This is a genomic window from Pseudoalteromonas sp. AS71 (assembly GCF_038900275.1).
GTDB lineage: Bacteria > Pseudomonadota > Gammaproteobacteria > Enterobacterales > Alteromonadaceae > Pseudoalteromonas.
This window is the reverse complement of the sequence record NZ_JBBMQZ010000021.1, coordinates 45,983-71,849: the sequence shown is the minus strand read 5'-3', so window position 1 is coordinate 71,849 and position 25,867 is coordinate 45,983. Positions and strand designations below refer to the sequence as shown.

25 protein-coding genes are annotated in these 25,867 nt (G+C 39.9%); 6 read left to right on the top strand and 19 right to left on the bottom strand.

Features of this window, described 5'->3' with window-relative positions; all coding sequences use genetic code 11:
* The 4 genes from WNY98_RS15875 to WNY98_RS15860 form a co-directional block, all read right to left on the bottom strand.
* Window positions 1-330 carry a hypothetical protein gene (locus tag WNY98_RS15875; RefSeq protein ID WP_342878378.1) on the bottom strand — a complete coding sequence of 110 codons (330 nt, stop codon included), beginning with the start codon at window positions 328-330 and terminating at the stop codon, window positions 1-3.
* Entirely contained in the window at window positions 327-638 is a 312-nt protein-coding gene (locus WNY98_RS15870; protein ID WP_342878377.1) for a Bor family protein, read from the bottom strand. Before WNY98_RS15870 ends, WNY98_RS15875 begins: the two co-directional genes overlap by 4 nt.
* A 183-nt stretch (window positions 639-821) precedes the next feature.
* Window positions 822-4,400: a M1 family aminopeptidase gene (locus WNY98_RS15865; protein WP_342878376.1), complete on the bottom strand. Its 3,579-nt coding sequence runs from the start codon at window positions 4,398-4,400 to the stop codon at window positions 822-824.
* A gap of 9 nt (window positions 4,401-4,409) precedes the next feature.
* On the bottom strand, window positions 4,410-5,291 hold the full coding sequence (locus WNY98_RS15860) for an ABC transporter ATP-binding protein (RefSeq protein ID WP_294116602.1): 882 nt from the start codon (window positions 5,289-5,291) through the stop codon (window positions 4,410-4,412).
* A 187-nt stretch (window positions 5,292-5,478) separates the two neighbouring features.
* Here WNY98_RS15860 and WNY98_RS15855 point away from each other — a divergent pair, with 187 nt between their 5' ends.
* Window positions 5,479-6,156, top strand: a complete 678-nt coding sequence (locus WNY98_RS15855; RefSeq protein ID WP_024599486.1) for a nitroreductase family protein — start codon at window positions 5,479-5,481, stop codon at window positions 6,154-6,156.
* Window positions 6,157-6,360: 204 nt separating this feature from the next.
* Here WNY98_RS15855 and WNY98_RS15850 read toward each other — a convergent pair whose 3' ends face one another.
* A complete protein-coding gene (locus WNY98_RS15850) occupies window positions 6,361-6,663 on the bottom strand; it encodes a metalloregulator ArsR/SmtB family transcription factor (RefSeq protein ID WP_024599485.1) in 303 nt (100 codons plus the stop codon).
* Window positions 6,664-6,962: 299 nt separating this feature from the next.
* Here WNY98_RS15850 and WNY98_RS15845 point away from each other — a divergent pair, with 299 nt between their 5' ends.
* Complete coding sequence (locus WNY98_RS15845) at window positions 6,963-7,307, top strand: rhodanese-like domain-containing protein (protein WP_024599484.1); 345 nt, start codon at window positions 6,963-6,965, stop codon at window positions 7,305-7,307.
* A 22-nt stretch (window positions 7,308-7,329) separates the two neighbouring features.
* Here the strand turns inward: WNY98_RS15845 and WNY98_RS15840 are convergent, their stop codons facing one another.
* The 5 genes from WNY98_RS15840 to WNY98_RS15820 all read right to left on the bottom strand — a co-directional run bounded on the left by WNY98_RS15840 (window position 7,330) and on the right by WNY98_RS15820 (window position 9,598).
* Complete coding sequence (locus WNY98_RS15840) at window positions 7,330-7,725, bottom strand: DUF1801 domain-containing protein (protein ID WP_342878375.1); 396 nt, start codon at window positions 7,723-7,725, stop codon at window positions 7,330-7,332.
* Window positions 7,726-7,770: 45 nt separating this feature from the next.
* Window positions 7,771-8,316, bottom strand: coding sequence for a PH domain-containing protein (locus WNY98_RS15835; protein ID WP_342878374.1), 546 nt, complete (start codon window positions 8,314-8,316; stop codon window positions 7,771-7,773).
* 65 nt (window positions 8,317-8,381) lie between these two features.
* Window positions 8,382-8,999: a LysE family translocator gene (locus tag WNY98_RS15830; protein WP_342878373.1), complete on the bottom strand. Its 618-nt coding sequence runs from the start codon at window positions 8,997-8,999 to the stop codon at window positions 8,382-8,384.
* Window positions 9,000-9,182 carry a hypothetical protein gene (locus WNY98_RS15825; RefSeq protein WP_024599480.1) on the bottom strand — a complete coding sequence of 61 codons (183 nt, stop codon included), beginning with the start codon at window positions 9,180-9,182 and terminating at the stop codon, window positions 9,000-9,002.
* Between the two features lie 17 nt (window positions 9,183-9,199).
* Complete coding sequence (locus WNY98_RS15820) at window positions 9,200-9,598, bottom strand: DUF3224 domain-containing protein (protein WP_024599479.1); 399 nt, start codon at window positions 9,596-9,598, stop codon at window positions 9,200-9,202.
* 91 nt (window positions 9,599-9,689) lie between these two features.
* On the opposite strand from WNY98_RS15820, the gene WNY98_RS15815 reads away from it, so the two are divergent.
* A complete protein-coding gene (locus WNY98_RS15815) occupies window positions 9,690-11,468 on the top strand; it encodes an ABC transporter transmembrane domain-containing protein (RefSeq protein ID WP_342878372.1) in 1,779 nt (592 codons plus the stop codon).
* Window positions 11,469-11,482: 14 nt separating this feature from the next.
* Here the strand turns inward: WNY98_RS15815 and WNY98_RS15810 are convergent, their stop codons facing one another.
* Entirely contained in the window at window positions 11,483-12,148 is a 666-nt protein-coding gene (locus tag WNY98_RS15810; RefSeq protein ID WP_342878371.1) for a hypothetical protein, read from the bottom strand.
* A gap of 95 nt (window positions 12,149-12,243) precedes the next feature.
* The gene (locus WNY98_RS15805) at window positions 12,244-12,876 is read right to left on the bottom strand and encodes an OmpA family protein (protein WP_342878370.1); all 633 of its coding nucleotides are present in this window, start codon (window positions 12,874-12,876) and stop codon (window positions 12,244-12,246) included.
* A gap of 190 nt (window positions 12,877-13,066) precedes the next feature.
* Here WNY98_RS15805 and chrA point away from each other — a divergent pair, with 190 nt between their 5' ends.
* Window positions 13,067-14,221, top strand: coding sequence for a chromate efflux transporter (gene chrA, locus WNY98_RS15800; protein WP_342878382.1), 1,155 nt, complete (start codon window positions 13,067-13,069; stop codon window positions 14,219-14,221).
* On the opposite strand, the gene WNY98_RS15795 is transcribed toward chrA, so the two are convergent.
* From WNY98_RS15795 to speA, 4 genes are read right to left on the bottom strand one after another with little or no spacing between them, the layout of a single operon-like run.
* Complete coding sequence (locus tag WNY98_RS15795; RefSeq protein ID WP_024599475.1) at window positions 14,181-15,437, bottom strand: mechanosensitive ion channel domain-containing protein; 1,257 nt, start codon at window positions 15,435-15,437, stop codon at window positions 14,181-14,183. The genes chrA and WNY98_RS15795 overlap by 41 nt on opposite strands.
* Window positions 15,434-16,354 (bottom strand): acetyltransferase, encoded by a 921-nt coding sequence (locus WNY98_RS15790; RefSeq protein WP_121955065.1) that lies wholly within the window; start codon window positions 16,352-16,354, stop codon window positions 15,434-15,436. Before WNY98_RS15790 ends, WNY98_RS15795 begins: the two co-directional genes overlap by 4 nt.
* 18 nt (window positions 16,355-16,372) lie before the next feature.
* Entirely contained in the window at window positions 16,373-17,257 is an 885-nt protein-coding gene (locus tag WNY98_RS15785) for an acyltransferase (protein WP_342878381.1), read from the bottom strand.
* Between the two features lie 60 nt (window positions 17,258-17,317).
* Window positions 17,318-19,198, bottom strand: a complete 1,881-nt coding sequence (gene speA, locus WNY98_RS15780; RefSeq protein ID WP_342878369.1) for a biosynthetic arginine decarboxylase — start codon at window positions 19,196-19,198, stop codon at window positions 17,318-17,320.
* 198 nt (window positions 19,199-19,396) lie between these two features.
* On the opposite strand from speA, the gene speE reads away from it, so the two are divergent.
* The gene (gene speE / locus WNY98_RS15775; RefSeq protein WP_010554937.1) at window positions 19,397-20,260 is read left to right on the top strand and encodes a polyamine aminopropyltransferase; all 864 of its coding nucleotides are present in this window, start codon (window positions 19,397-19,399) and stop codon (window positions 20,258-20,260) included.
* 220 nt (window positions 20,261-20,480) lie between these two features.
* Here speE and WNY98_RS15770 read toward each other — a convergent pair whose 3' ends face one another.
* The gene (locus WNY98_RS15770; protein ID WP_342878368.1) at window positions 20,481-21,713 is read right to left on the bottom strand and encodes a hypothetical protein; all 1,233 of its coding nucleotides are present in this window, start codon (window positions 21,711-21,713) and stop codon (window positions 20,481-20,483) included.
* Window positions 21,703-22,326 (bottom strand): methylamine utilization protein, encoded by a 624-nt coding sequence (locus WNY98_RS15765; protein ID WP_342878367.1) that lies wholly within the window; start codon window positions 22,324-22,326, stop codon window positions 21,703-21,705. The genes WNY98_RS15770 and WNY98_RS15765 overlap by 11 nt, the downstream gene beginning before the upstream one ends.
* 158 nt (window positions 22,327-22,484) lie before the next feature.
* Here WNY98_RS15765 and WNY98_RS15760 point away from each other — a divergent pair, with 158 nt between their 5' ends.
* Window positions 22,485-24,527, top strand: a complete 2,043-nt coding sequence (locus WNY98_RS15760) for a glycoside hydrolase family 97 protein (RefSeq protein ID WP_342878366.1) — start codon at window positions 22,485-22,487, stop codon at window positions 24,525-24,527.
* A gap of 22 nt (window positions 24,528-24,549) precedes the next feature.
* Here WNY98_RS15760 and envZ read toward each other — a convergent pair whose 3' ends face one another.
* Window positions 24,550-25,863, bottom strand: coding sequence for a two-component system sensor histidine kinase EnvZ (gene envZ, locus WNY98_RS15755; protein ID WP_024599469.1), 1,314 nt, complete (start codon window positions 25,861-25,863; stop codon window positions 24,550-24,552).
* Window positions 25,864-25,867 lie beyond the last annotated feature (4 nt).

Below are 25,867 nucleotides of genomic sequence, written 5' to 3'. Positions count from 1 at the left end.
TTACTCAGCTTTAAATGGTACCTTATTACATTGTACTTCTACTGTTTTAGGGTACCAAGCTGGGCCGATTTGATTCACAACCACCTCAGCTAAACTATTAGTAAACGATTTATACGTATGAACGCTTTGCCACTCCCCTTGTGGGCAATGTGTTGTTAAATCTAACGGCTCTGATCCCTCGTACAACGCAAGTGCAAAATTATGATGCCACCGTGAGCTTTTTAGTGCTTTATTGCTTACTTTGCTCTGCATACCGTTATCAAAGTAAATATTTGTACATCCAGTTAAAATAATTAGTGTGCAACCGGCTGCAAATAACTTGATGCTCATAATGCCTCCCCTAGTACTTGCTCTTGGCACCACACTTTAATGGTATGGGGCGAGTATATTCCAAGCGTAATTAAACTCAGCGCTCCATCACTAAACGTTTGTTGTGACTGCATTTGAATAACCGGTGTATCTAAGCAAACTTGTTTTACATCTACCCGCTGCTCACCCACTAATCCCCATAAATAAAATGGGCGGCTATCCTCGTAGGTCGCTTTACTTGTAATTTTTGCGATAGCTTGTGGCTGAATGGTTACCGCAGAACAAGCACTGAGGCTTAATGCTATCGCCCCTATAATTAATGGTTTCATACTCTTCCTTATAAACTAAATACCAGTAAGGTAACTTTATAAGAGAACATAAAATATTAGCGTAAAAAGCTGTGGGGAATATGTAGAAACGCTATGAAGTTTTATACAGTTTATTACACATAAAGGCCGCATAAATGCGGCCTTTAAAGTAGTCAACTTAAGTGGTTAGTAAATAAATAGACGTTAGAATTTAGCTAAATTATTTTTACTGTCTTTGTCGACCAGCTTAATGTAAGGATCTACCCCCGCAAATAATGGTTTTTCTTTTACTTTTAGCTCAATAGTATTGGTACCAGACACTATTTGATGCTTTTGCGAATAAATAACAAAGTCTTCAGCGAGTAAGTTTTCAGGATCATCGCTAAATAATGCAATATCAATTAGCTCATCGAGTGGTTGTTCGGTTTCTTCACCCTGGCCATCGGCATGCTGCTTAGTTGCTTCAACGCTCAGTGTTACCTTATAAAAACCTTCGCTATCAACATCATCTGTAACCGACACTTCTTTCATTTCAAGCTCATAAAGCGTTATATATTTAAACTGATCATCAATAAAACGTTGTTCAGCTTGTGTTGCATCTCGCTTTAAATAACTGAGTAAATCAAGTGTGGTTGGGTATGGCGTTGATTGGTATTTAAACTCATTCAAAAATGCTTTAAGTGCGGCATTTAAGCGTTTTTCGCCTAAGCGGTCATACAAAGCCATCATCGCAACTGAGCCTTTATTATAGTGAAGATACAGCTGACCCTGCGTTTTATATAGCGGCATTTCTTCAAAGGCTTCACCTGTACGGCCCATTAAGTATTTATCTAGCTCGTACTTTAAGAATTTACGAAGCTTCTCGGCGCCAAAGCGTTTTTTTAGCACCATTAGCGCACTGTATTGCGAAAGTGTTTCAGAAATAACAGCACTGCCCTCTACATTGGCCCCCGAAACTTGATGCCCCCACCATTGGTGCGCAACTTCATGTGCGGTTACATAGTAAGGTAGGTCAACTTTATTCTCATCTCTTAGGTCTGTAATAAAACCAATACTTTCAGAGTAAGGCACCGTATTGGCAAAACTTTGCGCAAACGAGCGATACTTAGGAAATTCAATAATACGTAACTGCTTATGCTGATACGGGCCAAAGGCTTGCGTGTAGTAATCTATTGAGTCTTGAACTGACTCAATCATGCGGTCAACATTCCATGCATGATCTTTGTGGTAGTACACCTCAATATTTACACCGTTATGCTCAACTTTTTTACTTTCAAGCTCTGCCGAAAGCACAGAATAAAAGTTTATAATAGGCGCATCCATTTCATAAACAAAAGTACGGCGCCCGTCTTTTACACTCTCACTTTTTAAGTAACCTGGTGTAATAGCAAATTGTGACTCATCGGTGGTTACCGTTGCCTTATAGTTTATAAAGCCATTAGCAGGCCCAAACTCATTTTGCGTATAATATCGGCTGTCTTCTAGTTTATGTGCGCGCTCAAGTTCAGGTAAATCGTGCTTGCGGCGCTCATACTTATCGGCAATTTGAAAATACTTTTGATAACCAAAATTTGGTAATAATTCTCCATTATTTACAAATGTCCCGTTGTGCACGAGTTGAGTATCAGATCTTCTATCAACAAAACCGTCGTGTTCACGAGAAACTAAAAGCTCACCTTCGCGTACTTCATTAGGCATTAGCGGTTGTTCAAACTCAAACCATACCATGCCAAAATCGGTTAAACGCTCTACTATTTTTCCGCCCGCCATTTTTACATCCCAGCTTTTAGATTGGCTAGGCTCGTTGATTAACACACGGGTTATTGGCTCGTTTGCGGTATTGGTAAACTTAATTTTAGCCACGGCATTTAAAGCACGCCTTTTAGGATAAATATCAATGTTTAAATCAACATCAGTTATTATAGGCAGTGGCAAGTCTTTGTATTGTGAAAACTCTTGCTCATACCTTACTTGTAGCGCTTCGCTATCATCACTTGTTACAAACTCGTTGATTACACGGGTGTTGTAATAAATGTTATAACCCGCGCCCACAAATACCAATAAACTTATAACGGCTGCAATCTGGCCTTTTAAAGACATGTTGTAACGTACTAAAGATAAACGAGTACGCAATGTTTGCGACGGGCCGCGATGCCATAAAGCAAACCCTACAATAGCTAAAAACACACTCAATGCCCCCCAATATAGGGTATACCAATGCGCGCCTTGTAAAAAATGTCCATAACCGTTTATATCTGAATACGGTACGCTACTGCTTTGCGAAAAATGATACATATGATGCTCAAACCCGTAAGCACCCATTACCATTTGAGCAATGTAATACAAAATAAATAAACCCATACCTATGTATTTATTAGGGCTAATTATTTGTAAAAAGAACGCCAATATAGCCATCATAATAAAAGGCAGTAATGTAAGGTAACCCAACCTAAATAAGTATTGGCCAAGCTCTAGGTTAAATTGCCCCTTAAACAGTTGCACTGCAATGGTAAACATCATGCCTACTAAATAAAGACCACAAACTGCAGTGATTAACGCAATAATTTTAGATACCCAAAACACACTGTTATGCACCGGGAAACTGTCAACAATATCACCCATACCACTGTGGCGTTCTCGCCAAACCAGCTCTGCGCTGTAATAAGCAATAATGATAAACATAAACAAAGCGGAGGAGTTTTGAATAATGCCCACCATGTTTTGTGTAAGCGGCCAATCTGTTGTGCCATACGCGCCAATAGGCGCAAAGAGTGGTGCGAGTAACATAGTAATACTGACACCCGCTAAAATCATAAAAGGGGCACTTAATATAACCTGCTTAAGTTCAAATAAGCTGCGCATTACTAATTGCGATTGCGTATTTACCCCTTTTGACTTGTAATTTTTAGCGCTGCTAATAAGTGCTGCTTGTTTATTTTTTACAAACGTTGAGACAGCAAATTGCTTTTTCTGTTTTTTACTTACTACGCGATTACCTAACTTTCCGAGGCCAAAAAACATCGCTAAACTTATTGCTACCCATAAAATACGGTTAATTAAAAAATCGCCCGAGAGCGTTAACACTTCGGTATTTTTATCACTTACAGTCCAGTAACGGGTTAAGTCAATTAACGAACCGAGGCCGAATGGATCTGCGTAAACAACAATATTCCTAAACGCTAAATCATCAAAATAGATACTCGCCAATTGGTAGGTTATATAAATCACTACGGCCGTTACATATACCGCCATCATGGTTTTAAAATAGACCGCCACACTATTAAAAATAGCACTGAGTACCAGTAAGCTGGGTATTGCTAAATATAAAAAAGGCGCTGCGTAATATATAAACTTATTAGGGCCTACTAGCTCACTATCAAGCCAGCCAACCAACAAGCCAAATTGAGATCCCAAAAATACGCCTAATGGCACAGTTAAAAAAACAACTAGCACAACCAAGTAAGCACCAAAAAAACGTCCTGATTGATAAACAAGAGGGTCAACGGGCTTACTAAATACCAGCTCATCCATTTTGCTTTCACTGTTGCGAATAGCGGAGCTGGCAACAAAATTAACCACTAAAAACATAGCGAGTGTACAAAATGTAACGGTTAAAAGCATAATAGAGAAAGGCGAGTTCATATGAACATTCGCCCCACCTAACGGGAACTTACTACTGGAGCTTATAAAAAACGCCATAAAAAAGAATATTAATGAGGTCACATAAAACGAAGGCTGACGCACAAAGTAGCGCAGCTCAAACGCGAGCATATTAAAAAACATAACGCCTCCTTATGCTACTTGGCTGTTACGATGATTAAGCAGAGTAGAAAAATACACATCTTCTAGGTTTGCATTACTTGCTTCAAAGCCCTCAGGTGCTTGCTCTGCTAATACATGTAATATGGTTTGCCCAGCAAATAAGCGTTTTGAAATAACAGGTAATTGTGGCTCCAGCTCTTGCGCTTCTTCTTGGCTCATGGCTTTGCGCCATATTTGGCCTTGGAGTTTATCGGTAAGGGCAATTGGGTTGCCCTCTAATAGTATTTTGCCGCCGGCCAGTACGGCCATGTTTGGGCAAAGCTCTGCTACATCTTCAACAATGTGAGTCGATAATATAACGACTTTTTGCTCACCTAAGCTTACTAACAGGTTATGGAAACGATTACGCTCTTCAGGATCTAACCCTGCTGTTGGTTCATCAACGATTAGTAAATCAGGGTCGCCTAATAACGCTTGAGCAATACCAAAACGCTGACGCATACCGCCCGAAAAGCCACTTACGGCTTTAGAGCGATGTTGATATAAATTAGTGTGCGCAAGTAATCCTTCAACCGACTCTTTACGCTCTGCTTTATTATGAATCCCCTTTAAAACAGCCATATGATCTAGCAAATCGTAAGCACTAACACGTGGATACACACCAAAATCTTGCGGGAGGTAACCTAAACGTTGGCGCAGTGCCTGTGGGTCTTTAAATACATCAATACCATCAAAAGTAATTGAACCTGAATCAGCCGACTGCAGTGTTGCAATGGTACGCATTAGCGATGATTTACCTGCGCCATTTGGCCCAAGTAATCCAAACATCCCTTTACCTATAGATAAATCAACACCTTGTAGTGCATGTACGCCGTTATCGTAGGTTTTAGATAACCCTGTTATTGATAGCATTTTTACTTCCTTGAATATGAGTAATTATTTTTATAATGTTTTATACCACAAGAAAAATAGGAACATAAGTTACTTGCTGGTTAAATTTGTAACAACAAATAAACATAATTTAAACTCATAACACTTGCCTGCACTGTATTCACTCGGTATAAAAACCACATATACTTTTTATAAGAAGCGAAAAGCCATGCAAGATCACCAAAGCCAGCCATTAAACGACTTTATAGAATACCCACACGACGAAATGCTAAATCGCGCTAACGAGTTTTTAACCACTAGCCAACGCCGCCATAGCATTCGCAGCTTTAGCGATCGCCCTGTACCAAAAAATATTATTGAAGCATGTATAAAAGCAGCTGGCACAGCACCTAGTGGAGCGAATCATCAGCCTTGGCATTTTGTGGCTATAAACAGTAGCGATGTAAAAAAACAAATAAGAGAAGCCGCAGAAAAACTAGAGCGTTCTTTTTACGAAGGCAGAGCAGGTGAAGAATGGTTAGATGCGCTAAAACCGTTAGGTACCGACGCCAATAAACCTTACTTAGAACATGCGCCTTGGCTTATAGCTGTATTTAGTCAAAAAAAGGGGGGCGTAAGCACCGATGATAAAAATACGAATTATTATGTGCATGAGTCTGTTGGCTTAGCTACCGGCTTTTTAATTCAGGCTTTGCATCGTGCTGGTTTGGCAACCCTTACTCATACTCCAAAACCAATGAGTTTTTTAACCGACATATGTGGTCGCGATAAAGATAACGAGCGCCCGTATATGCTACTTATTGCAGGCTACCCTAGTGACGATGCCACAATACCCGCGCATGCACTGGATAAGAAATCTATTGATGAAATAGCTACGTTTATTTGAGTTGGTATTCAACCGCAAATTTTCGCTTGAGTTAAATCTTGCGATAACATGCTGCTACATATCTATAGTTTGGTCTAAGCATAGTAGCTGTTTTCGTACGAGCTCTATTTACGTACAAACATTTTAAAAATTAATAGCACAAAAGTAATAGAGCTGAGGTTATTCTTTTGTGCTTTCACTGCGCTACTGACGCAACTAAAAGCGTTAGTCTTTACAAAATAAGCTATATAGCGTGCTAAGTAATTGCACTGCGTTATCGTCAATTACACGATAATAAATAGTTTGGCTTTCACGGCGAGTGGCAACAACATTCGCTTTTCGTAGTGCAGCTAAATGCTGAGAAAGTGCCGATTGTGCTAAAGGTACGGCTTCATTTAGTTGCGATACGCTCATTTCTTTATCTTGCAAAGAGCATAAAATCATTAAACGATTTTTATTCGCTAAAATTTTTAATAACTGCTCTGCCTGCGCCACATTCCCAGCCATTGCAATAAAGTCGATGTCCATAACATGCTCTTATTATAAAAAGTGATTGGAGTATAAATATATACATTGTTAATGTCTAACATTAGAATTTACTAATATAGAAAAAACGAATATAGTAAATAAAACACTAAATAAAGCTCAATAGCTCATTTTTTAATTGCGGAACTCATAATTACCGTATTTGTGTTGCTGCAATATTTTGATCCTAGATGAATATGGCTTACTGTTTTTACTACAATAAACTTAATTCAACTGCTATTAGTTGCTGGTATCTGATGATCACACTATTACGCAAACGTAACCTTAAGGAATAAAAAAGCATGCTTACATCAATCCCTGATTTACTTAAAATTATCACACCTAACCAACGCCGTATTGACGCAGCGCAAGCGAAACTCGAGCTTGAACAAAATAAAGGTTTACTTATTGATGTGCGAGAACCTGCAGAGCATGCAACAAAAGCAGCTGTTGGAGCAATAAATATTCCGCGTGGGTTACTCGAAATGAAACTAATGGAAATAGAAAAAGATGCAGCACGTCCAATTTACGTGCACTGCGCAAGTGGTGCTCGCGCAACGTTGGGAGCAGAAGCATTAACGCGTGTGGGTTATGAAAACGTGACCGTTATTACCTGTGATGCAAACCAAATATGTAGTGTGTTTTAAGCATCTACTTAAGTGCATGCAGTTATGCACCTAACAAAGGTAGGCGTTTAACGCTGTGATAAGTCAGTGCTAATTTAATACACGCTTTAAGTGGGTGTTCTGGTAATAGCTTTTCACTATTTAATACTATTGCTCTATTTCCTTCAAAGGTAAGATTATGAGAGTACAATTCTCTAAATGTGCTTACTAGCTTTGATTGGCAATGAAAAAACAAATAACACGATGAGCCCTTAAAGCCTATGCGAATGGGGCTGCCATTTATTACGCTATAACTTGGCTCTCCCCACTTTAGTGACTCTTCAACGGCTCCTAAGTTTTGCTCTTGTGCTACGATATAAATTAACTCTCGTAATTTTATGAGCTTACTTTTAATTAACTCAGGATAATTATTAAATATATTTTCGACACCCTTATTCATAAAAGCATCCTTCTTAGCAGAGCATTCGTTACATTTAAGGCTAAACTATTTTTGCTGCCTTTCATCAAGTAAAACTAGTAGCATCTGCTCAATATTTTTAACACTATAAGTAAGTGCTCTCAGTAGCTCTTTCTCACTTTGCTCTGTTGCCTGCTGCGACGTTTTACCTTGATTAGACAATACATCTTTTTGCTCAAGTATCGCCTCTCTAAACTCACTCGCATTAACTACACCAAGTAAAGATACTAAAGCGCCATTTCCTGATTGCCCAGCTGTTTCAAAACTTAAACGGTACAACCCAAACAATCGCATTAACGGGCCTTGGCTTAAACCTACATCGGTTATTTTTTCAAGCGGAATAGATTTCTCTTCTTTAAATAATATGCCACGTTTAACTACCAATTTTTGTGATAATAAGTCAGCCGACATAGCTGCGAGTATTCGCCCGCCCACTAGCCATACAATCGCCAAGACAATGGGTAACAACGGAATAGTCACCAGCGCTAGTACACTAAAAAAAGCGGCCATTAGCATCCAGTATTGCTGAACCTTCGGGTCGAAAGATGCACTTTTTAAAATATGTTTTGTCATTGTTTTAATCCTTTATCTATATAACTAAAATACACTCTGCAAGCTTCAATAATCTCTACTCAATCTTACAAGCTAATAACAACTTTTATAGCAAGAGCAATAAACACAACACCCAGTATTTTATCAAGCCATGGGTTTTGCTTAGTAAAACCAAAGCGGGTTTTAGAAACCTCGGTCAATAATGCCACCAGCAAATACCAGCCGGTATCAATGACAAACACCGTTAAACACATAATTATGCCCACACTTAAAGTAAGTGCCTGAGGGTCAATAAACTGTGAGAACAAGGCTAAAAAGAAAATAGCGAGCTTGGGGTTTAAAAGCGCAATGGCAAAACCATCTTGTAATGCTTTAGCTTCACTTACCTCACTTTTTTGTACTTCAAGTTCGTTATTACTTGGTTTTGCTAGCAATATTTTTATACCTAAATACGCCAAATAGGCCGCACCTAAGTAAACTAGTATTTGATAAACAGTTGGAAACTGCGTCATTAAAGCGCCTAACCCCAATAACGATGCACCGGCATACAAGCCAACGCCAATACCATGACTGAGCGCGGCAAGCATACCGTTTTTCATACTGCCATTAAGTGAGTGCTTTAAAACCACCGCTAAACTTGGCCCTGGTGACATTGCACCCATCATGCAGATAGCCGCTAGGCTTAACCATACTGAAAGTGTCATCTAAAGCTCGTCAGTTTCAATAAATAATGTATAACCGTGCACTTGCCCATAAAAGCCAGTTAATGGCACTGCGTTTATTACTTTCCAACCATCTTGGTTTAATTCCTGTATGCGATCATTCAGTGCGACTATATCTACGCCACCCAAAAAACGGGTCTTTCTAAATTCGATTACTTTTTGCATTTTAGTCCTTGTGTACTTTATAAAGTGTATTCAAAATCGTAGTAGTGAATTCCTTGCTCAATACGTATTTTCATACTGCCAGTTAACCCTTCTAGCTCATTAGTGCCTGAATCGGGTATTACATTTAAAATTAGGCTGTCTTGCCCTTTATCCATCGTGCCAAAATGCTGCAGTACAAAACTGCCTTTTTTGCCGTCAAGCTCACCTATCACTTGCTCTATGGCAACATAACCGGCACTGCCTTGGGTTGGTGTCATGGCGCTTAGCATTTCCCCCTGGCTGGTAGCATTAAGCACACCACTAAATGTTTTATCTATCGACATACGCCCTAAGTTAATACCATTTTGGCCGCTTGCGTAGCCTTCTATTGGCGCTAGATTTACATTAAATTCTCCACTTACGGTTGCAGTAGTCATAACGTTTCCTTATTGATGCTAACATTTAAGAGTATTGATTTTTATTATCTTAGTGCCATATCTATACCTTAACCTTTAAAAAGAATCCACTATGTCAAAAAACACCTCTGCATCCGAAAAAGCTGCGTTTAGCAGTTTATTACCTGTTTTTGCGTTTATTAAACCGTACAAATGGATGGTAGTAGCCGCCCTAGCTGCGTTATTAGTTACCGCAGGCGTTAACTTGTCATTAGGGCAAGGTGTTAAATTTGTTATTGATCATGGCTTTATTGCAGGATCTAAGGCCCAATTACAGCAGGCCGTATTAGTACTTATTGGTTTAATCAGCTTATTAGCGATAGGTACCTTTAGCCGTTTTTATTTAATGTCGTGGATTGGCGAACGAGTCAGTAACGATATTCGAAAAGCCGTATTTAATCGTATTGTAACGCTGCACCCTAGCTATTTTGAAGAAAACCGCAGTGGCGAGCTTATGTCGCGTTTAACCACCGACACCACATTACTGCAATCAATTATCGGTTCATCTTTTTCTATGGCGCTGCGCAGTGTACTTATGTTGATTGGTGGCTTAGCTATGCTGTTGTTCACTAATTTAAAACTTACTTTAGTGGTTGTAGCCTGTGTACCACTGGTACTTGTACCCATGATGGTATTTGGTAAAAAGGTACGCAAACTCGCAAGCTCTAGCCAAGATGCCATTGCCGACATAAGTACCTATGCCGGAGAAATCATACAAAATATTAAAGTAGTGCAAAGCTATAGCCATGAAGAGCAAGAGCAACATGCCTTTGCGCTTGAGACCGAAAAAGCCTTTAACGTGGCTAAAAAACGTATTAAGCAACGTTCATTTTTAATAGCCGTGGTGATTTTTTTAACCTTTAGTGCCATTAGCGCTATGTTATGGGTAGGTGGTAATGACGTACTTGCAGGCACCATGAGCGGGGGTGAGCTAGGTGCGTTTGTGTTTTACGCTATTATGGTTGCAATGTCGGTGGCAACCGTTGCTGAAGTATATGGCGAACTACAACGTGCAGCAGGCGCTGCGGCGAGATTACTTGAGTTACTTGCTGTTAAAAGTGAGATAGAAAACCCGCTAAACCCACAAGATAGTCATTTACTGCATGATAGTAGTAGCCCTGCTATTACGCTTGAAAATATAAGCTTTAACTACCCTTCTCGCCCAGACGTAAGCGCGCTTAATAAAATAAGCCTAAATATAAATCAAGGCCAAACCGTGGCAATTGTTGGCCCTTCTGGCGCAGGTAAAACAACATTATTTGAATTACTACAGCGCTTTTACGATCCTGCTAGCGGAGCCATTAAATTTAAAGATGTAAACATTAAAGATTTATCGCTTAATACTCTGCGCAATAAAATGGGTATGGTCGCGCAAAACCCTATTTTATTTAGCTCCGACGTAATGCATAACATCCGTTACGGCAACCCAAGTGCAACCGATGAGCAAGTATATGCCGCAGCAAAGTATGCGCATGCCGATGAATTTATCAAACAATTACCGCAAGGTTATAACAGCTTTTTAGGTGAGCAAGGCGTTAGGTTATCGGGTGGGCAAAAGCAACGTATTGTGCTTGCACGCGCTATTTTAAAAGACCCTGAAATACTGCTTTTAGATGAAGCCACCAGCGCACTGGATGCCCAAAGCGAGCACCACGTACAAGCCGCGCTTGAGCATTTAATGCAAAACCGCACCACGCTTATTATTGCCCATAGGCTGGCAACGGTAAAACATGCCGATGTAATTGTAATAATGGAAAATGGGGAAATTATAGCAACGGGTACTCATCAAGCGTTATTAGCAAGTAACCCGTTGTATCAAAAACTGTGTGAATTACAGTTTAATAAGGATTAATTGCGCTTTAGTAGTTACTTCTTTTCAAGCCATTTATTCATTGCGGTATCGTAAGCCTCAGTTAGCTTGGTTTTATCGCACTGTACACCAAAAATATAACTATCTGGCAAGTCATTTTTTGGCATAACTCCAGCACCAACGGATACCTTTTTAAAACAGCTATCACCTCGTCGGTAAGTGGTAAATTGCATATTTTGCTGCTCTATTTTTAAGAGTGGCTTTATCTTGCCTGCATGCTCTTTTGGGACTGTAATACGCTGTTTCTGAGGGTCATTCTTTGCAGTATCAGAATGGCCAGTTTGTTGCTTTAAAATACTGTTGAGTCCTTTGTTTAAATCGATCTTTTTATAAGGCTTTAAAATTACAGGCTGGGTAGTTTTAGTGGTGGTATTTAGCTGCTTAGTCGTTTTCTCTGTTTTTTTATAAGTAGTATTTAGTGGTTTTGATTGGGTTGCATTAATAGGCCCAATAGATTTGATCTCTGTATTTTTATTTGTATGAGCGCGTTGTTGAGGAATTTGTTGTGTTGCTTTAATTTTAGCCGGCACACTTACCATATAAGCTTTAATTGGGGTTGATTGCTGTGGTTTTATGTCAGGTGCTTTTAATGTGGCAACAAAAAACAAAACTAATCCGTGTAAACATACCGATAAAATAATTGCCGTGCGCCACGCCGCCATAAATATATCCTTATTGAAGGACTATTTATGACAACTAACGCAGGTAAAAGTGCCATTAAAATAAACAAAACCGCGCATTTGCGCGGTTTTAGCTATTAATCTTGTGTATTTGGCACTATCTGAATTTCTACACGGCGGTTTTGAGCACGGCCATTTGCACTATCATTAGTCGCAATTGGGCGTGTTTCGCCATAGCCTTTAGTGCTAACTCGTGCAGCCATAATTTGTTGGTTCACTAAGTAGTCTTTCACGCTTTGTGCACGCTCGCGCGACAAGTTCATGTTGTAGCTATCTTTACCCGTACTGTCGGTATGACCTTCTACACTAAGGTACGTTTTTTCGTATTTGTTCATCACTTTAGCAATAGCATCTAAGGTATCGTTAAAGCCAGACGAAATATAAGATTGGTCGGTCGCAAACGTAATGTTTGATGGCATTACTAAGCGTAAGTTATCGCCCTCTCGTACTACTTCTACACCAGAGCCCGCTAACTCATCACGAAATGCTTCTTCTTGCTTATCCATGTAGTCGCCAACAGCCGCGCCCGCTAGTGCACCAATAGCTGCACCAATAAAAATACGTTTATCTTTATGATTACCCGTAGCCTTACCTAATACACCTCCGGCTGCGGCGCCTATAGCGGCTCCTTTACCTGTGTTATTCATTTCACAACCAGAAAGTAATACAGCTACTACGGTTACGCTTAAAAGTGATTTAGTTAAAGTCATGGTGATACCTTATTCATTAAGAATTTAGCAAGAGTATGCAAATACATGTATGAACAAACTATGAAGAGAGTGTTAAAAGCAACGCATCTTGCTTGATTGTTAAACAGACCTCAAACTAATGTGCCATTTTAATAAAAATGTCATACTACGCTGTGACAATTTAATGAATTTTACAAAGGATATTGGCGCAATGTTAATTGCTATTTTTAGACAGTTTTTTTTACTAGGGTGTATGAGCTTTGGAGGCCCTGCTGCGCATTTAGGTTATTTTAAACGCCACTTTGTAGATTCGTTAAATTGGTTAACTAACACGCGTTACGCACAACTTATTAGTTTAAGCCAAGCACTGCCAGGACCAGGCTCTAGCCAAGTTAGTTTTGCTATTGGTGTTGAGCGTGCTGGAGTACTGGGTGGTATAGCTGCTTTTGTAGGTTTTACTCTGCCTTCGTTTTTAATAATGGTGCTGCTTGCGGTTAGTGCTCATCAGTTTGACGCTGTTTACTTTGCTATTATTACAGGCTTAAAGTTATTTGCCGTTGTTATAGTTGCTGATGCCACACTTAGTATGGCTAAAAGCTTTTGTACAAGTGCTGCGCTTAAGTTACTTGCCGTAATGAGTACACTTGCTTTGGTATTATTTCCAATGATGGCCACTCAAATCGCTATTTTAATAACCGCTGCAACAGTAGGTGCTATATGGCCTTTATTAAAACTTGGTACAGCCACAAAAAATGTTAGCAGTACAAAAAGCAATATTAATTGGATTGCACTGGGGTTATTTGCGCTCTTACTTGGTGTGAGCTTTATTCCACTAGGGCATGAGTTTGCTTTGTTTGCCCCTTTTTACCAAGCAGGTGCAATGGTGTTTGGCGGCGGACACGTAGTACTGCCGGTACTTCAAGCTGGCGTGCCAGCATTGAGTGATGATCAGTTTTTAAGTGCTTACGCGAGTGCACAAGCGGTGCCAGGACCTATGTTTACTATTGCTACTTACTTAGGCGCACAACTTACTACAGAGCAACCTTTAGTGGGTGCCCTTATAGCTACACTGCTTATATTTATGCCTGGTTTTTTACTTATACTCGCGTTTCAAAAGAGCTGGATTAACTTGGCAAGTAAGCCACGCTTTGCAAGCTCAATAGCGGCGCTTAATGCTGCGGTAGTCGGTTTTTTAGCGGCTGCACTGTATTCGCCAATCTGGACATCAGCTGTGCATAGTCTTTGGCAAGTTGCGTTAGTAATAATTGTATTTGCATGGCTGCAATTTAAAAAGCCACCTATTTGGTGGCTCTTAGCTTTGTTTATTACTGTGGGTCTTTTACAACACTATTTGCCATCACTCTAAATGTTGGCTTATCTGTTTGTTGCTCGTTAGGAGGGCTTAACTGCCCACTAACACTTTGATACGCCCTAAGCCCAAACACAGGTAATACCGCAAGCAAATGATCCATTATTTCGGCTTGTAAGTGCTCGTACGAAATCCAGCGTTTATCTTCACTAAAGCAATAAAACTCAATAGGCAAACCATGATTAAGTGGTTGTAGCTCTCGTACCATTAACGTAAGCGACGTATTAATTTTACTGTGCTGTTTTAAATAGCCTTCTGCATAACGACGAAACAGCCCTAAATTAGAAACCTGAGCAGGTAATGTCGTTACTCGGATATAGTCATGAAGTGGAATAGCCGCATCAATTTGCTTTCTAAACTCATCACCCACTAAACAAATACTGTGCATATCTATGTTAAGTGAACGTTTAATACGCCTACCGCCCGACTCTTGCATGCCGCGCCAGTTTTTAAATGAACCCGCTACCAACATATAAGTTGGAATAGTTGTTATGGTGTTATCCCAGTTACGTACCTTTACAGTGTTTAAACCCAAATCAATTACTTCGCCATCGGCGCCGTAGTTTTCTACTTGAATCCAATCACCATAGGTTACTAAACGGTTTGCTGCTATTTGAATACTGGCTACAAAGCCTAAAATAGTGTCTTTAAATACTAATAACGTAACGGCAGCAATAGCACCAAAGCCAGAGAGAATATAAGTAGGTGACTTCTCAAGAAAAATGCTCACAATTAAAATTGCACACACAATAAAGGTTATTAGCTTAACAACCTGAATTAAGCCTTGAATGGGTACTTCGCGGGCAAACTCTAACTGGTTATAAATAGTACCCGCAATGCTCACAATACTACTAAAAATGAACCCGGCATAAATAATGAGTAAAGCTTGTCCTATCGTTTTTAGTATTTCTGCTGCTATTTCGTTAACTGGGTATACACTATCAAATGTAGCTAAAAACAATACGCAGCAAAGCATTCCTGCAATACGTTTATTTAGCTTATTAAGCATAGGCGAAAGCGCACCAATTCGCTCAGGGGAAAGCCTCGTCACTATTTTTTGAATGCCAGGTAACATTAACCTACGAGTAAATAAGTAAACAATTAATAAAGAAAAGATCCCTATCGAGACTGCGGTGATTGAGCTAAGAAAATCCGCGTCGGGTACTTTTTCAAACCAAGGAGCAATTAATTCCTGTAGGTGGGTGTTGGTCATAGTGTTTCAATTTCCTTACTGATTTGTGGTTCAGGTAAATCTTGTTGAGCATAAATGTCGGCAAGCTGCTGATCTTTAGCAACCCATAGCTCATTCACATAATGTTGAAAATTAACTTTAAATACGTCATCGCTTTGATAGCTGCCCTGCATGCTTTCATTAATGGGCGTTACGTTTATTGAAACATAAATAGAATCTAGCTCACCTTTTAACAAGTTACGACAAACATGATCTGTTTTACCGCTATACACTAAACTTGTATTAAGCATGGCATCAAATTGATCGGCTAATACTTCAAGCGCAAAAGCGATGCCGCCAGCTTTAGGCTTTAATAAATACTTAAAAGGACTTTGTTGCAGATTATGTTTGGCTGGCGTATAGCGTGTACCTTCAACAAAATTAATGATGGTAGTAGGATGATGACGAAAATTACGACAGCTACGCTTGGTGCGCTCTACATCTAATCCTTTCAACTTTGGGTTTTTAGCTAGTTGCGCTTTGCTTACCCGTTTCATAAACGGCATACCCATAGCCCACGCACCAGTCCCAATAAAAGGCATGTATTTTAACCCGTCTTTTAAAAAGAACTTAGGGGCAGGCAATGCATGTAATGAGCTAAGTACGGTTATATCTAACCAACTCGCGTGGTTACAAATAAGTAAATACCAACTTTTTGAGTTTAAGTCGCCACTTATATCAACCACAATATTAGGGCAACCTAACCAAAGCCCTAAACGGTTGCCGTTACACCAACCTCGGTAAGCGCTGTGTAATATAGAGTTAACCACAGGCAAAGGCAGTAATAACTTAATAAGGCCCAGTACAAATACTAGCGAGCCAAAAAGTATCATGTTAGAAAACAATACGCAGCCTACAATTAAGCCGTTAAGCCAATTGGGTAACCACTTTTTTAGCATAACTGTAAGCTCATATTTTTACCTTTTACTTATGGTTTTTTCGAGCGATTGCAGTGTTTGCTCTTTGTTTTCCCATAAGCGGTTTAACTCGCTTTGAAAGCGGACTCTAAATTCAGAATCACCTGTGTAGTCACCAATAAGTTCTTCGCTTACCGGCCTTACTTCCACGTGTACGTTGATATTTTTTACCTTACCACCAGCAAAATCCATAAAAGTAGGAATGCCATCAGGGTAGTGAATTGTTACGTTAACCACTTTAGTAATTTGCTCGCCCATTGCTTGCATTACAAAAGCAATCCCGCCGGCTTTTGGTTTTAATAAATGTGGAAACGGGCTATTTTGGCGCGCGTGCTTTTGTGTAGTAAAACGAGTGCCTTCTACAAAGTTAACTACGGTTACCGGCATTTCTTTAAATTTTTCACACGCTTTACGCGTGGTTTCTAAATCTTTGCCACGCAACTTTGGATTCTTTTTTAATTGGCTTTTGCTCGTGCGAGTCATAAACGGAAAATCAAGCGCCCACCAACACAAACCTAAAATAGGCACGTAAATAAGCTCTTTTTTCAAAAAGAAGTTTAAAAATGGAATTTTTCGATTAAACACACGTTGCAATACTAAAATATCGACCCAGCTTTGGTGATTTGCTATTACTAGGTACCAATCCTTTAGTTTAAGGTCTTCAAGGCCAGTTACATTAAGTTTAGTTGGCGTAAATAACTTTTGATTTAAGCTATTAAAGGTAACCCAAATAGTTGCAAATTGCTTAGCTGCCCAGCTCATAAGCTTTTGTAAAGGCTTAATAGGGATAAGCTTTATAAGCCCACAAACAAAAATAGGCACAAACCAAAAAAGTGTGTTTATTGTGTAAAAAATAATACTAAATACACTGCGAATAACTGACATTACTTCCATTCCTTTAAACATTGCGCAGCCACTAATACTGCGCTTTCAGTTGCTTACAAATTAATCTTCAAAATAGGTATAGCCTTCAAGGCCTGCATTAAGCTCAGCTAAATAACCTTCCTTACACTGTACTGATACATCAAGTTTATTAACTTGGTACGCAAAGTTGTCAGCTAAAATGGCGCTATCATAGTCAACAAACTTTAATACATCCTTAACGCTATCACCTTTTATGGCATTGGTTAACACATAACCTTCATCGTTAAGCTCTACGTGCACCGAATCAGTGTCACCAAATAGGTTATGTAAATCGCCTAAAATTTCTTGATACGCGCCGACCATAAACATAGCAATATGGTACTGCTCGCCATGCTTATATTCAGGTATTGGTAGGCTGGTTTCGATACCAGCGCCTTCAACGTACTCACGAATTTGCCCATCAGAGTCACAGGTAATATCTTGAATAATCGCGCGCTGAGTCAATGGCTGAGTTAAATTTTCGATTGGCATAACCGGAAACAACTGCTGAATACCCCAAACATCAGGCAATGACTGAAATAATGAAAAGTTAACGAACAGTTTATCTGCAAGTTTTTCGTTTAAATCGTCGAGTACTTCACGGTGCGCGCGCGCGTTATTACTAAGTGATGCCCGCACACGATGTAAAATAGTAAAGTAAAGCTGCTCTATTTTCGCCCACTCTAGCATGCTTACTAAGCCATGCACGTACTGATCGTGCGCTTCGCTAAATAAGTGCATAGCATCGTGATAAATCTCAAGCGCCATACGCGGGTTCAAACGCTGTAAACACTGCCACATTTCATCAAGTACTAATACGCTATTTTCAAGTGGTGGCTCTGGATTTAGATGATTAGGCGCTTTTTCTACGTCAATTACATCAGTAATTAATACCGCATGGTGAGCCGTTAAAGCACGCCCCGATTCGGTGATAATAGCCGGATGCGTAAGATTATGTTGGTCACACACTTCTGCAAATGCATTCACTACGTTACGCGCGTACTCTTCTACGGTGTAATTCATTGAACACGCACTACGTGAGCCAGAGCCCTCGTAATCAACGCCTAAGCCGCCGCCCACATCAACGGTATTTAACGGTACGTTTAATTGTGTAAGCTCAGCAAAGTGGCGTGCACATTCACGTAAAGCACGGTGAATATCGCGAATGTTGGCAATTTGAGAACCTATATGAAAATGCACCATTTGCATTAGGTGCAATTTATTATGCTTTTTAAGCACTTCAACTGCGCTTAGTACTTGACCCGCAGTTAAACCAAACTTGCCTTTTTCGCCGCCCGTATTTTGCCACTTGCCTTTGCCTACTGAGTTTAGGCGAATGCGAATACCAATAGCCGGTTCAATGCCTAGGTTGTCTATTTCTTCTAATAAGGTGGTCAGTTCTGAAAGCTTTTCTACCACAATTTTTACGCTGTGGCCCATTGCTTGACCAATACACGCTAAGCGTAAAAACTCACTGTCTTTATAGCCGTTACATACAATAGTGATTGGCTCTTTTGCCACGCCCAAAATAGCCATAAGTTCTGGCTTTGAGCCTGCTTCTAAGCCAACAAGCCCGCTTGGATGCGCTAATAATTTACTCACTACAGAGCGCTGTTGATTTACTTTAATTGGATAAACACAGGTGTATTTGCCGTTATATTCACGATTTGCTCGCGCTTGCGTAAACGCGTTAGTAAGTGTGTCTACACGATTTTTTAAAATATCAGTAAAGCGCACTAAAACCGGCAACGTTAAACCTTGTTGCTTAAACTGCTCAGTTAATTGCGTTAAAGAAATGGCCGGTTTTGTTTGGTCGCCATCTGGGTAAGCCACCAGTTCGCCTTGTGCATTAATATCAAAATAACCATCACTCCAATGAGCAACGTTATAAGTGGCGCGTGCTGTTTCTAAACCCCAGGTCATAGCAACTCTTCTTTAGTCAATTAGGTATAAAGGCGCATTTTAATACGTCACTATCCACTAGGCTAACAAAAATTGAACTTTCACTCACTCCTAACTAACTTTATTCGTCAAATCAGTTAAAATGTCATTGAGCAAAACGCCAAGCACTGGCAGAATTGCCCCTTTTTCATACTCAACCTAAAAAGTGTAATAGTAACTATGGCAAATTTAGATCAAAGTAAGTGGTTTACTGAAATTAGCGACCGCGATGGCAGCGCATTTTCATTACGTATTAATAAAAAGTTAGATGAAAAACAGTCTCCTTTTCAAAAGGTAGAAATGTTTGAAACCACAGACTTTGGTAATTTAATGATCATCGACGGGTGTACTATGGTAACAACCCGCGAAAACTTCTTTTATCATGAGATGATCAGCCACCCTGCACTTTTAGCGCATCCAAACCCTAAAAACGTCGTTATTATTGGCGGCGGCGACTGCGGTACTTTACGCGAAGTATTAAAACACCCAGGCGTAGAAACTGTAACGCAAATAGATATAGACGAAGTAGTAACGCAAATGTCGTTAAAATACTTCCCAGAGCTTTGTGAATCTAATAACGACGCCCGTGCAACGGTTATGTTTGACGACGGTATTAAATACATGCGCGAAGCCGCTGGCGAATCTATCGACGTGGTTATTGTTGATGGCACCGATCCGGTAGGTCCGGGTGAAGGTTTATTTAACCATGCGTTTTACACAAGCTGTTTAGATGCACTGCGCCCAGGAGGTATTTTAGTGCAACAAAGTGAATCGCCACTTATGCACATGCCATTATTAGTTGAAATGCGCGAAGCAATGCTAAGCGTAGGCTTTAACGATTTACAAACATTACCATTCCCACAACCAATTTACCCAAGCGGTTTATGGTCAGTAACACTTGCACGTAAATCACAAGCATTTGACGGCTTTAGAGAAGATGGCGCGGCACAAATAGCCGAGCACAGTGAATACTACAATAGCGGTATTCATCATGGCGCACTCGCTACACCTAACTACATGAAACGCGCATTCGATAAAAAATAATACCAATCTGCTTATATATGGGGTCTATTTAACGTTAAGAAAATTACGCTAGAACTAGGCAAAAATTTTTGTATCTAGTTGTTCTAAATAAAAAATTTTTAACGACGTTATAGTGCAATTTAATTCGTTAAATTGATCAAAGATTTATGCAGGTTGGTATAATCTATACCAATTTTATTAAACTAAAAAGGGAGCTTTAAATGCTCCCTTTTTTATACTTTTAAAAACGCCATTGCGCATTTAGCATTATTTGCTGCTGCGAGATTCGTTCATTAAATCCAATTGGCTCTCTATTTTTAGCAGCACTTTTAAGTGCAGAACCTTCAACCCCTATTTGTAGTTTATTAGTGAGCTGGTAGCGCCATGTTGCTGTTAAGCCTTCCCCATTGCTTGCATTAGGGTCAAACGCGGTTGTGTCGTTGTCAGTAACTTTAAAATAATCGTAACGTACTGAAACTCGATGTTTGCCTTCTTTATGGCTTAGCATTAAATAATGACTATAAAAAGCATTATCAATTAATGCGTTACTGCCCATTTCAGTTTTACCATTGAGTGCCTGAGCGATAAAACGTGTCTTGCTGTTAAATTTATAAAGCCAAGCGGCGCTCGTAAATCGAGTATTCCAAGCATATTGCCCAGAACTATAATTAACAGTATTTGGATCGCCATTATTATCATAATAGTAGATTCTAAATTGAGACTGCTTTAAGTAATCCCAATGTATACCGGCGTAATAACCAAAGCGCCCGTCTACTTCCTCAAACGGTAAAACCTGATTAGCTTGCCAGCGTAATTCGTATTCATTTAATGCCGCTACAGGCGCAAATTGCACGCTTTCGTTAAACGTTGTTTGTCTATCGTGTAATGCAAAGCCACGCCATGCGAGTAAAGTACCTGCGGGGTCATTGCCTTTAAATGTCGCACCTACAAAGCTAAAGCTATGTCTGCTGTTAAAACGTTTTGCTGGGCGCTTAATAGTTACTTCAGCACCAACGGTACGCACTTCCTCACCTATCCAGCTATTAATAGCTGAATTTGTATAGTTATAAGGAGAAGTCCAGCCTATGTCAGGGTTTTCAAGCGACATAAGCGGATAAAATCCCCCTACGCGCACGTGCCATTTATAGTTACTGTTAGATAGTGGCTGATACTTTACAAAAGCTTGCGTAAAACCAAGGCCAACGTCAGGATCTTGATTCGCATTTAACACGCCGTGAGCCGACCAGCTAGATGCTAAATCAACATTAAAATCTAAAATACCTTGCGATAGAATAAGCTCATCACTTTTAGTATCGTGCCGATATAGTCCGATACCGCCTTCTTGAAAACTAAGCGTATTATCACCCTGCACGGCTCTAATTTGTATTAAGCCTTTTACTTGTGCATACAACACATTACTAAAACATAAAGCACCGGCTACAAGTGCCAGTCTCATTAGCCTATTAATAATCATCAAATTCATCCGTAGCAAAATCAATTTGCTCCGCTATTTCCTGCTTTACTTTATAAGTGATAGGGTTGGTAGCCACAGTAATAGTTTGAGATTCAATCTTACTAATATCGCTAAACCCAGAATGCCAAACACTTAACGTGTATTCGCCTGCATTGGCATTTAAATCTACATGTCCATTTTCATCAGTGATTGCAAAAATAGTGCTATCTACCACCACAATATAGCCTAACATCCAATCATGAATATTACAGCCAAGCTCAACAACACCCGTTTGTTCAAAAGTAATAGGCGCTTTTGGATGCTCCTTATATAGTTTTAATTCAAACGTTTTAGCTTTAGAAAATGAATAAACATGATGCATGATTGAGTCCGCATTCGGAAACTCTACCTTTGCATTTTGTGGGACAACTAAAATACGCGGCTTAAACTCTCGATTTTGCTGGGTCATCGCATAAGGTGCTTCTGGAGGAATAACGCTAGAGGAATCTCCTGCAGTTAGCCACACAACAGCATTAGGTAATGGGCCATTATTAGCATTTTTAATTGTTATATTTGCTGCAAAAACTCCAGTACTAACACTTAGTAAAAATACACAAAGTAAGCTTTTTATCATTTTCTTGTCGCTATTATCAATTTGTTTACATTATAGACCGATTAAGCCACCAAATTCTTTCTATTTTTTAAAACATTGAATACGTATGTAGGCAGTCGTATTAATCATCAACAGTCATTATCCTTAAATGTCACCACCGACTCATCTAAGGGCACACCATGAGAATTCCTGCACTTGTGCTTTTAGCCTTTGCTAGTAATAGCTACGGACAAACCGTAGAGCTAAAATCGCCAGACACACAAATAACAGTAAGCATCTCTGACGAAAACAACACGCCAAGCTACGCAATAAAATTTAAAAACAAAGCGGTTATAAACAAATCTTTACTGGGGTTTGAATTTAAAACACAAGCGGCCTTTAGCGACGGCTTTAAAATTAAAAGCATTAAACAACAAAGCGTTAATACACAGTGGCAACAACCCTGGGGCGAGCGCCAAAATGTTGTTGACGAATATAATGAAGTAGCCATTACTTTTACAAAAAACGAGCCAAATAAAGACACCTACACTATTCGATTTAAAGCATTTGATAGTGGGGTTGGATTTAGATACGAAGTACCACAACAAGTAGGCTTCGAACATACAGAAATAACCAAAGAGTTAACTGAATTTGCAATAAACAATAGCCATGATGCAACAGCATGGTGGATACCTGCTCGTGGCTGGAACCGCTACGAATATATTTACAACACCACCCCACTTAACGAAGCCCCACTAGCTCACACACCATTTACGTTTAAAACAAGTGATGGTACTCATATTAGTATTCATGAAGCCGCACTTGTTGATTATGCAGCCATGGTACTTAATCAGCGTCGCTCTGGTACGTTTACTGCCGATTTAACGCCGTGGTCAGATGGTGTCGCCGTTAAAAAACAAGGTGCTTTTAAAACACCATGGCGCACCATTCAAATAGCTGACAGCGCTGTTGGCTTAGTTAACTCAGATATAATACTAAATCTAAACGAGCCTAATAAACTCGGTGACGTGTCGTGGGTTAAACCTGGTAAATACGTCGGTATTTGGTGGGGTATGCATATAAACACGCAAACTTGGGGTAGCGGTAAAGAACACGGCGCCACTACGCAAACCACAAAATACTATATGGATTTTGCAGCGCAGTATGGTTTTGATGGCGTACTCGTTGAAGGCTGGAATATTGGCTGGGATGGCGATTGGTATTTTAATGGCGATGTATTTAACTTTACCAAACCGTACGACGACTTTGATATAGCAGCGCTTACTCAGTACGGCAAAGAAAAAGGCGTACAACTCATTGGCCACCATGAAACATCAGGCAATGTAAGCAACTACCGTGACCAAATGGAAGATGCTTTTGCCCTTTACGAAAAATCAAACGTAAGCCAAGTAAAAACAGGTTATGTAGCCGATGGCGGAAATATAAAACGTATAGACAAAAACGGTATTGCTCGCCACGAATGGCATGACGGCCAGTTTATGGTTAACGAATACCTTTATAACGTAAAACTTGCAGCTAAACATAAAATTAGCATTAACACTCACGAGCCAATTAAAGATACAGGCCTGCGCCGTACTTATCCAAACTGGATTGCGCGCGAAGGCGCACGCGGACAAGAATACAATGCATGGGGTTCGCCACCTAACCCACCAGAGCATGTACCAATGCTTGCTTTTACCCGCATGCTATCTGGGCCGATGGATTTTACGCCAGGTATTTTTGATATGAGCTTTAATGGTTTAGGAGGCGATACAAACCGCCCACAAACCACTCTCGCCAAACAACTCGCACTTTACGTTGTTTTGTATAGTCCAATTCAAATGGCTGCCGACTTACCTAAAAACTACTTAGCTAAGCCCGATGCGTTTCAATTCATTCAAGACGTACCAACAGATTGGCAGCAAAGCATTGCTCTTGATGGTGAAGTAGGCGACTTTATTGTATTCGCTCGTAAAGAGCGTAAAAGCACTAAATACTCAGGAAACGATTGGTACTTAGGTGCTGTTACTGACGAAAAAGCCCGAACTATTGAGGTAAAACTCGACTTTTTAGAGCAAGGCAAAAAGTTCGAAGCGCAAATTTATAAAGATGGTAAAAACGCAGAGTGGAAAAATAATCCGTACGATATAACTATCGAAAAACGTATTGTAACTACAGACGATAAACTAACGCTTGAGCTGGCCACCAGTGGCGGCACAGCTATTCGTTTTAAAGCACTTTAATATAATAAAACCCCTGCATTTACTATGCAGGGGTTAATACTTTTATTGGCAAATATACTTGTGCACTTAAACCGCCTTCTGGACGGTTTTCTAGTTTTACTTTACCGTCGTGCATATCAACAATGCGTTTAATAATAGCAAGACCTAAACCACTGCCTTCACTGCCACGTGCAGCATCGCCTTGTTTAAAGGGCTCAAACACAGACTCTAATTCGTTTTCAGGAATGCCGGGGCCACTATCGTTTACAGCAATAACCACGTATTTTTTGTTTGAATTAAAGTAGCTAAGTACTTCAATATCGCCCTCAGAATAACGCAGTGCATTACCAATCATATTGGTAATTACACGCTTAATAGCCACAGAGCTTAACGGTATATTGCCTATATTAGGATTACTTTTAAAGGTAATAGTACGTTGATGTTGAAGCTCAGAATTGACAACCTCGGCAACTAAAGCATTTATATCTTCGCAACTTAGTTCTTCACGTTTATGGTGGCGTAAATACTCAATAAACTGATCAATAATCCCGTTCATGTCTTCTATATCGTAAATTATACCTTCACGAAGATAATCATCTTCATCAACCATCATTTCGGTAGCTAAACGAATACGCGTAAGCGGCGTACGTAAATCATGAGATACACCGGCCATTAGTAAACGGCGGTCGTTTTCGAGTGCGGCAATTCCGCGCGACATTTGGTTAAACGCACGCGTTACTTCTATTACCTCTGTTGAGCCTTGTTCTTCTAACTTAGTAGAAAAATCGCCTTTACCCACTTTCACAGCAGCTTGTTGCAGTGCTTTTAATGGCCTATTAAGGTGCCTTGCAAACAACCACCCACCCAGCACACTTAAAAAACCAATACTTGATAAGTAAAACGTTAAAAACTCTAAGTTATTCTCTTTAAAGCCTTTAAGCGGTACTTTTACCCAATAACCTGGCGCTTGCGGTGCTTCCACCCAATAAATCAACGGATCAGTTTGGCTAATACGTACACGAGAGTAACCACCAAGTTGCTCAGTCATGCTGCGCGATAGCATAGAATACTCGCGGCTTTGCCCAAGCCCTTGGCGCATTGCTTCTCGCTGAGTCATCACTTCAATGCCAGTGATTTCAAAAAACTTTGCAGATACTTCGTCGTTTATTTCAACGCCATCTTCCCAGTCAATAAATACCGTTTTAATTTGCTTAGCAAGCATCAAGTTAACTTGCTCAATGGTTGGTTTTACAACATAAAAACTAACCGTAACATAAGACACTATTTGATTTATGAGTAGCAGAGCCGCCACTAAAAAAACAGTTTGTCCAAAAGCACTGCGCGGAAACATGCCCATAAAT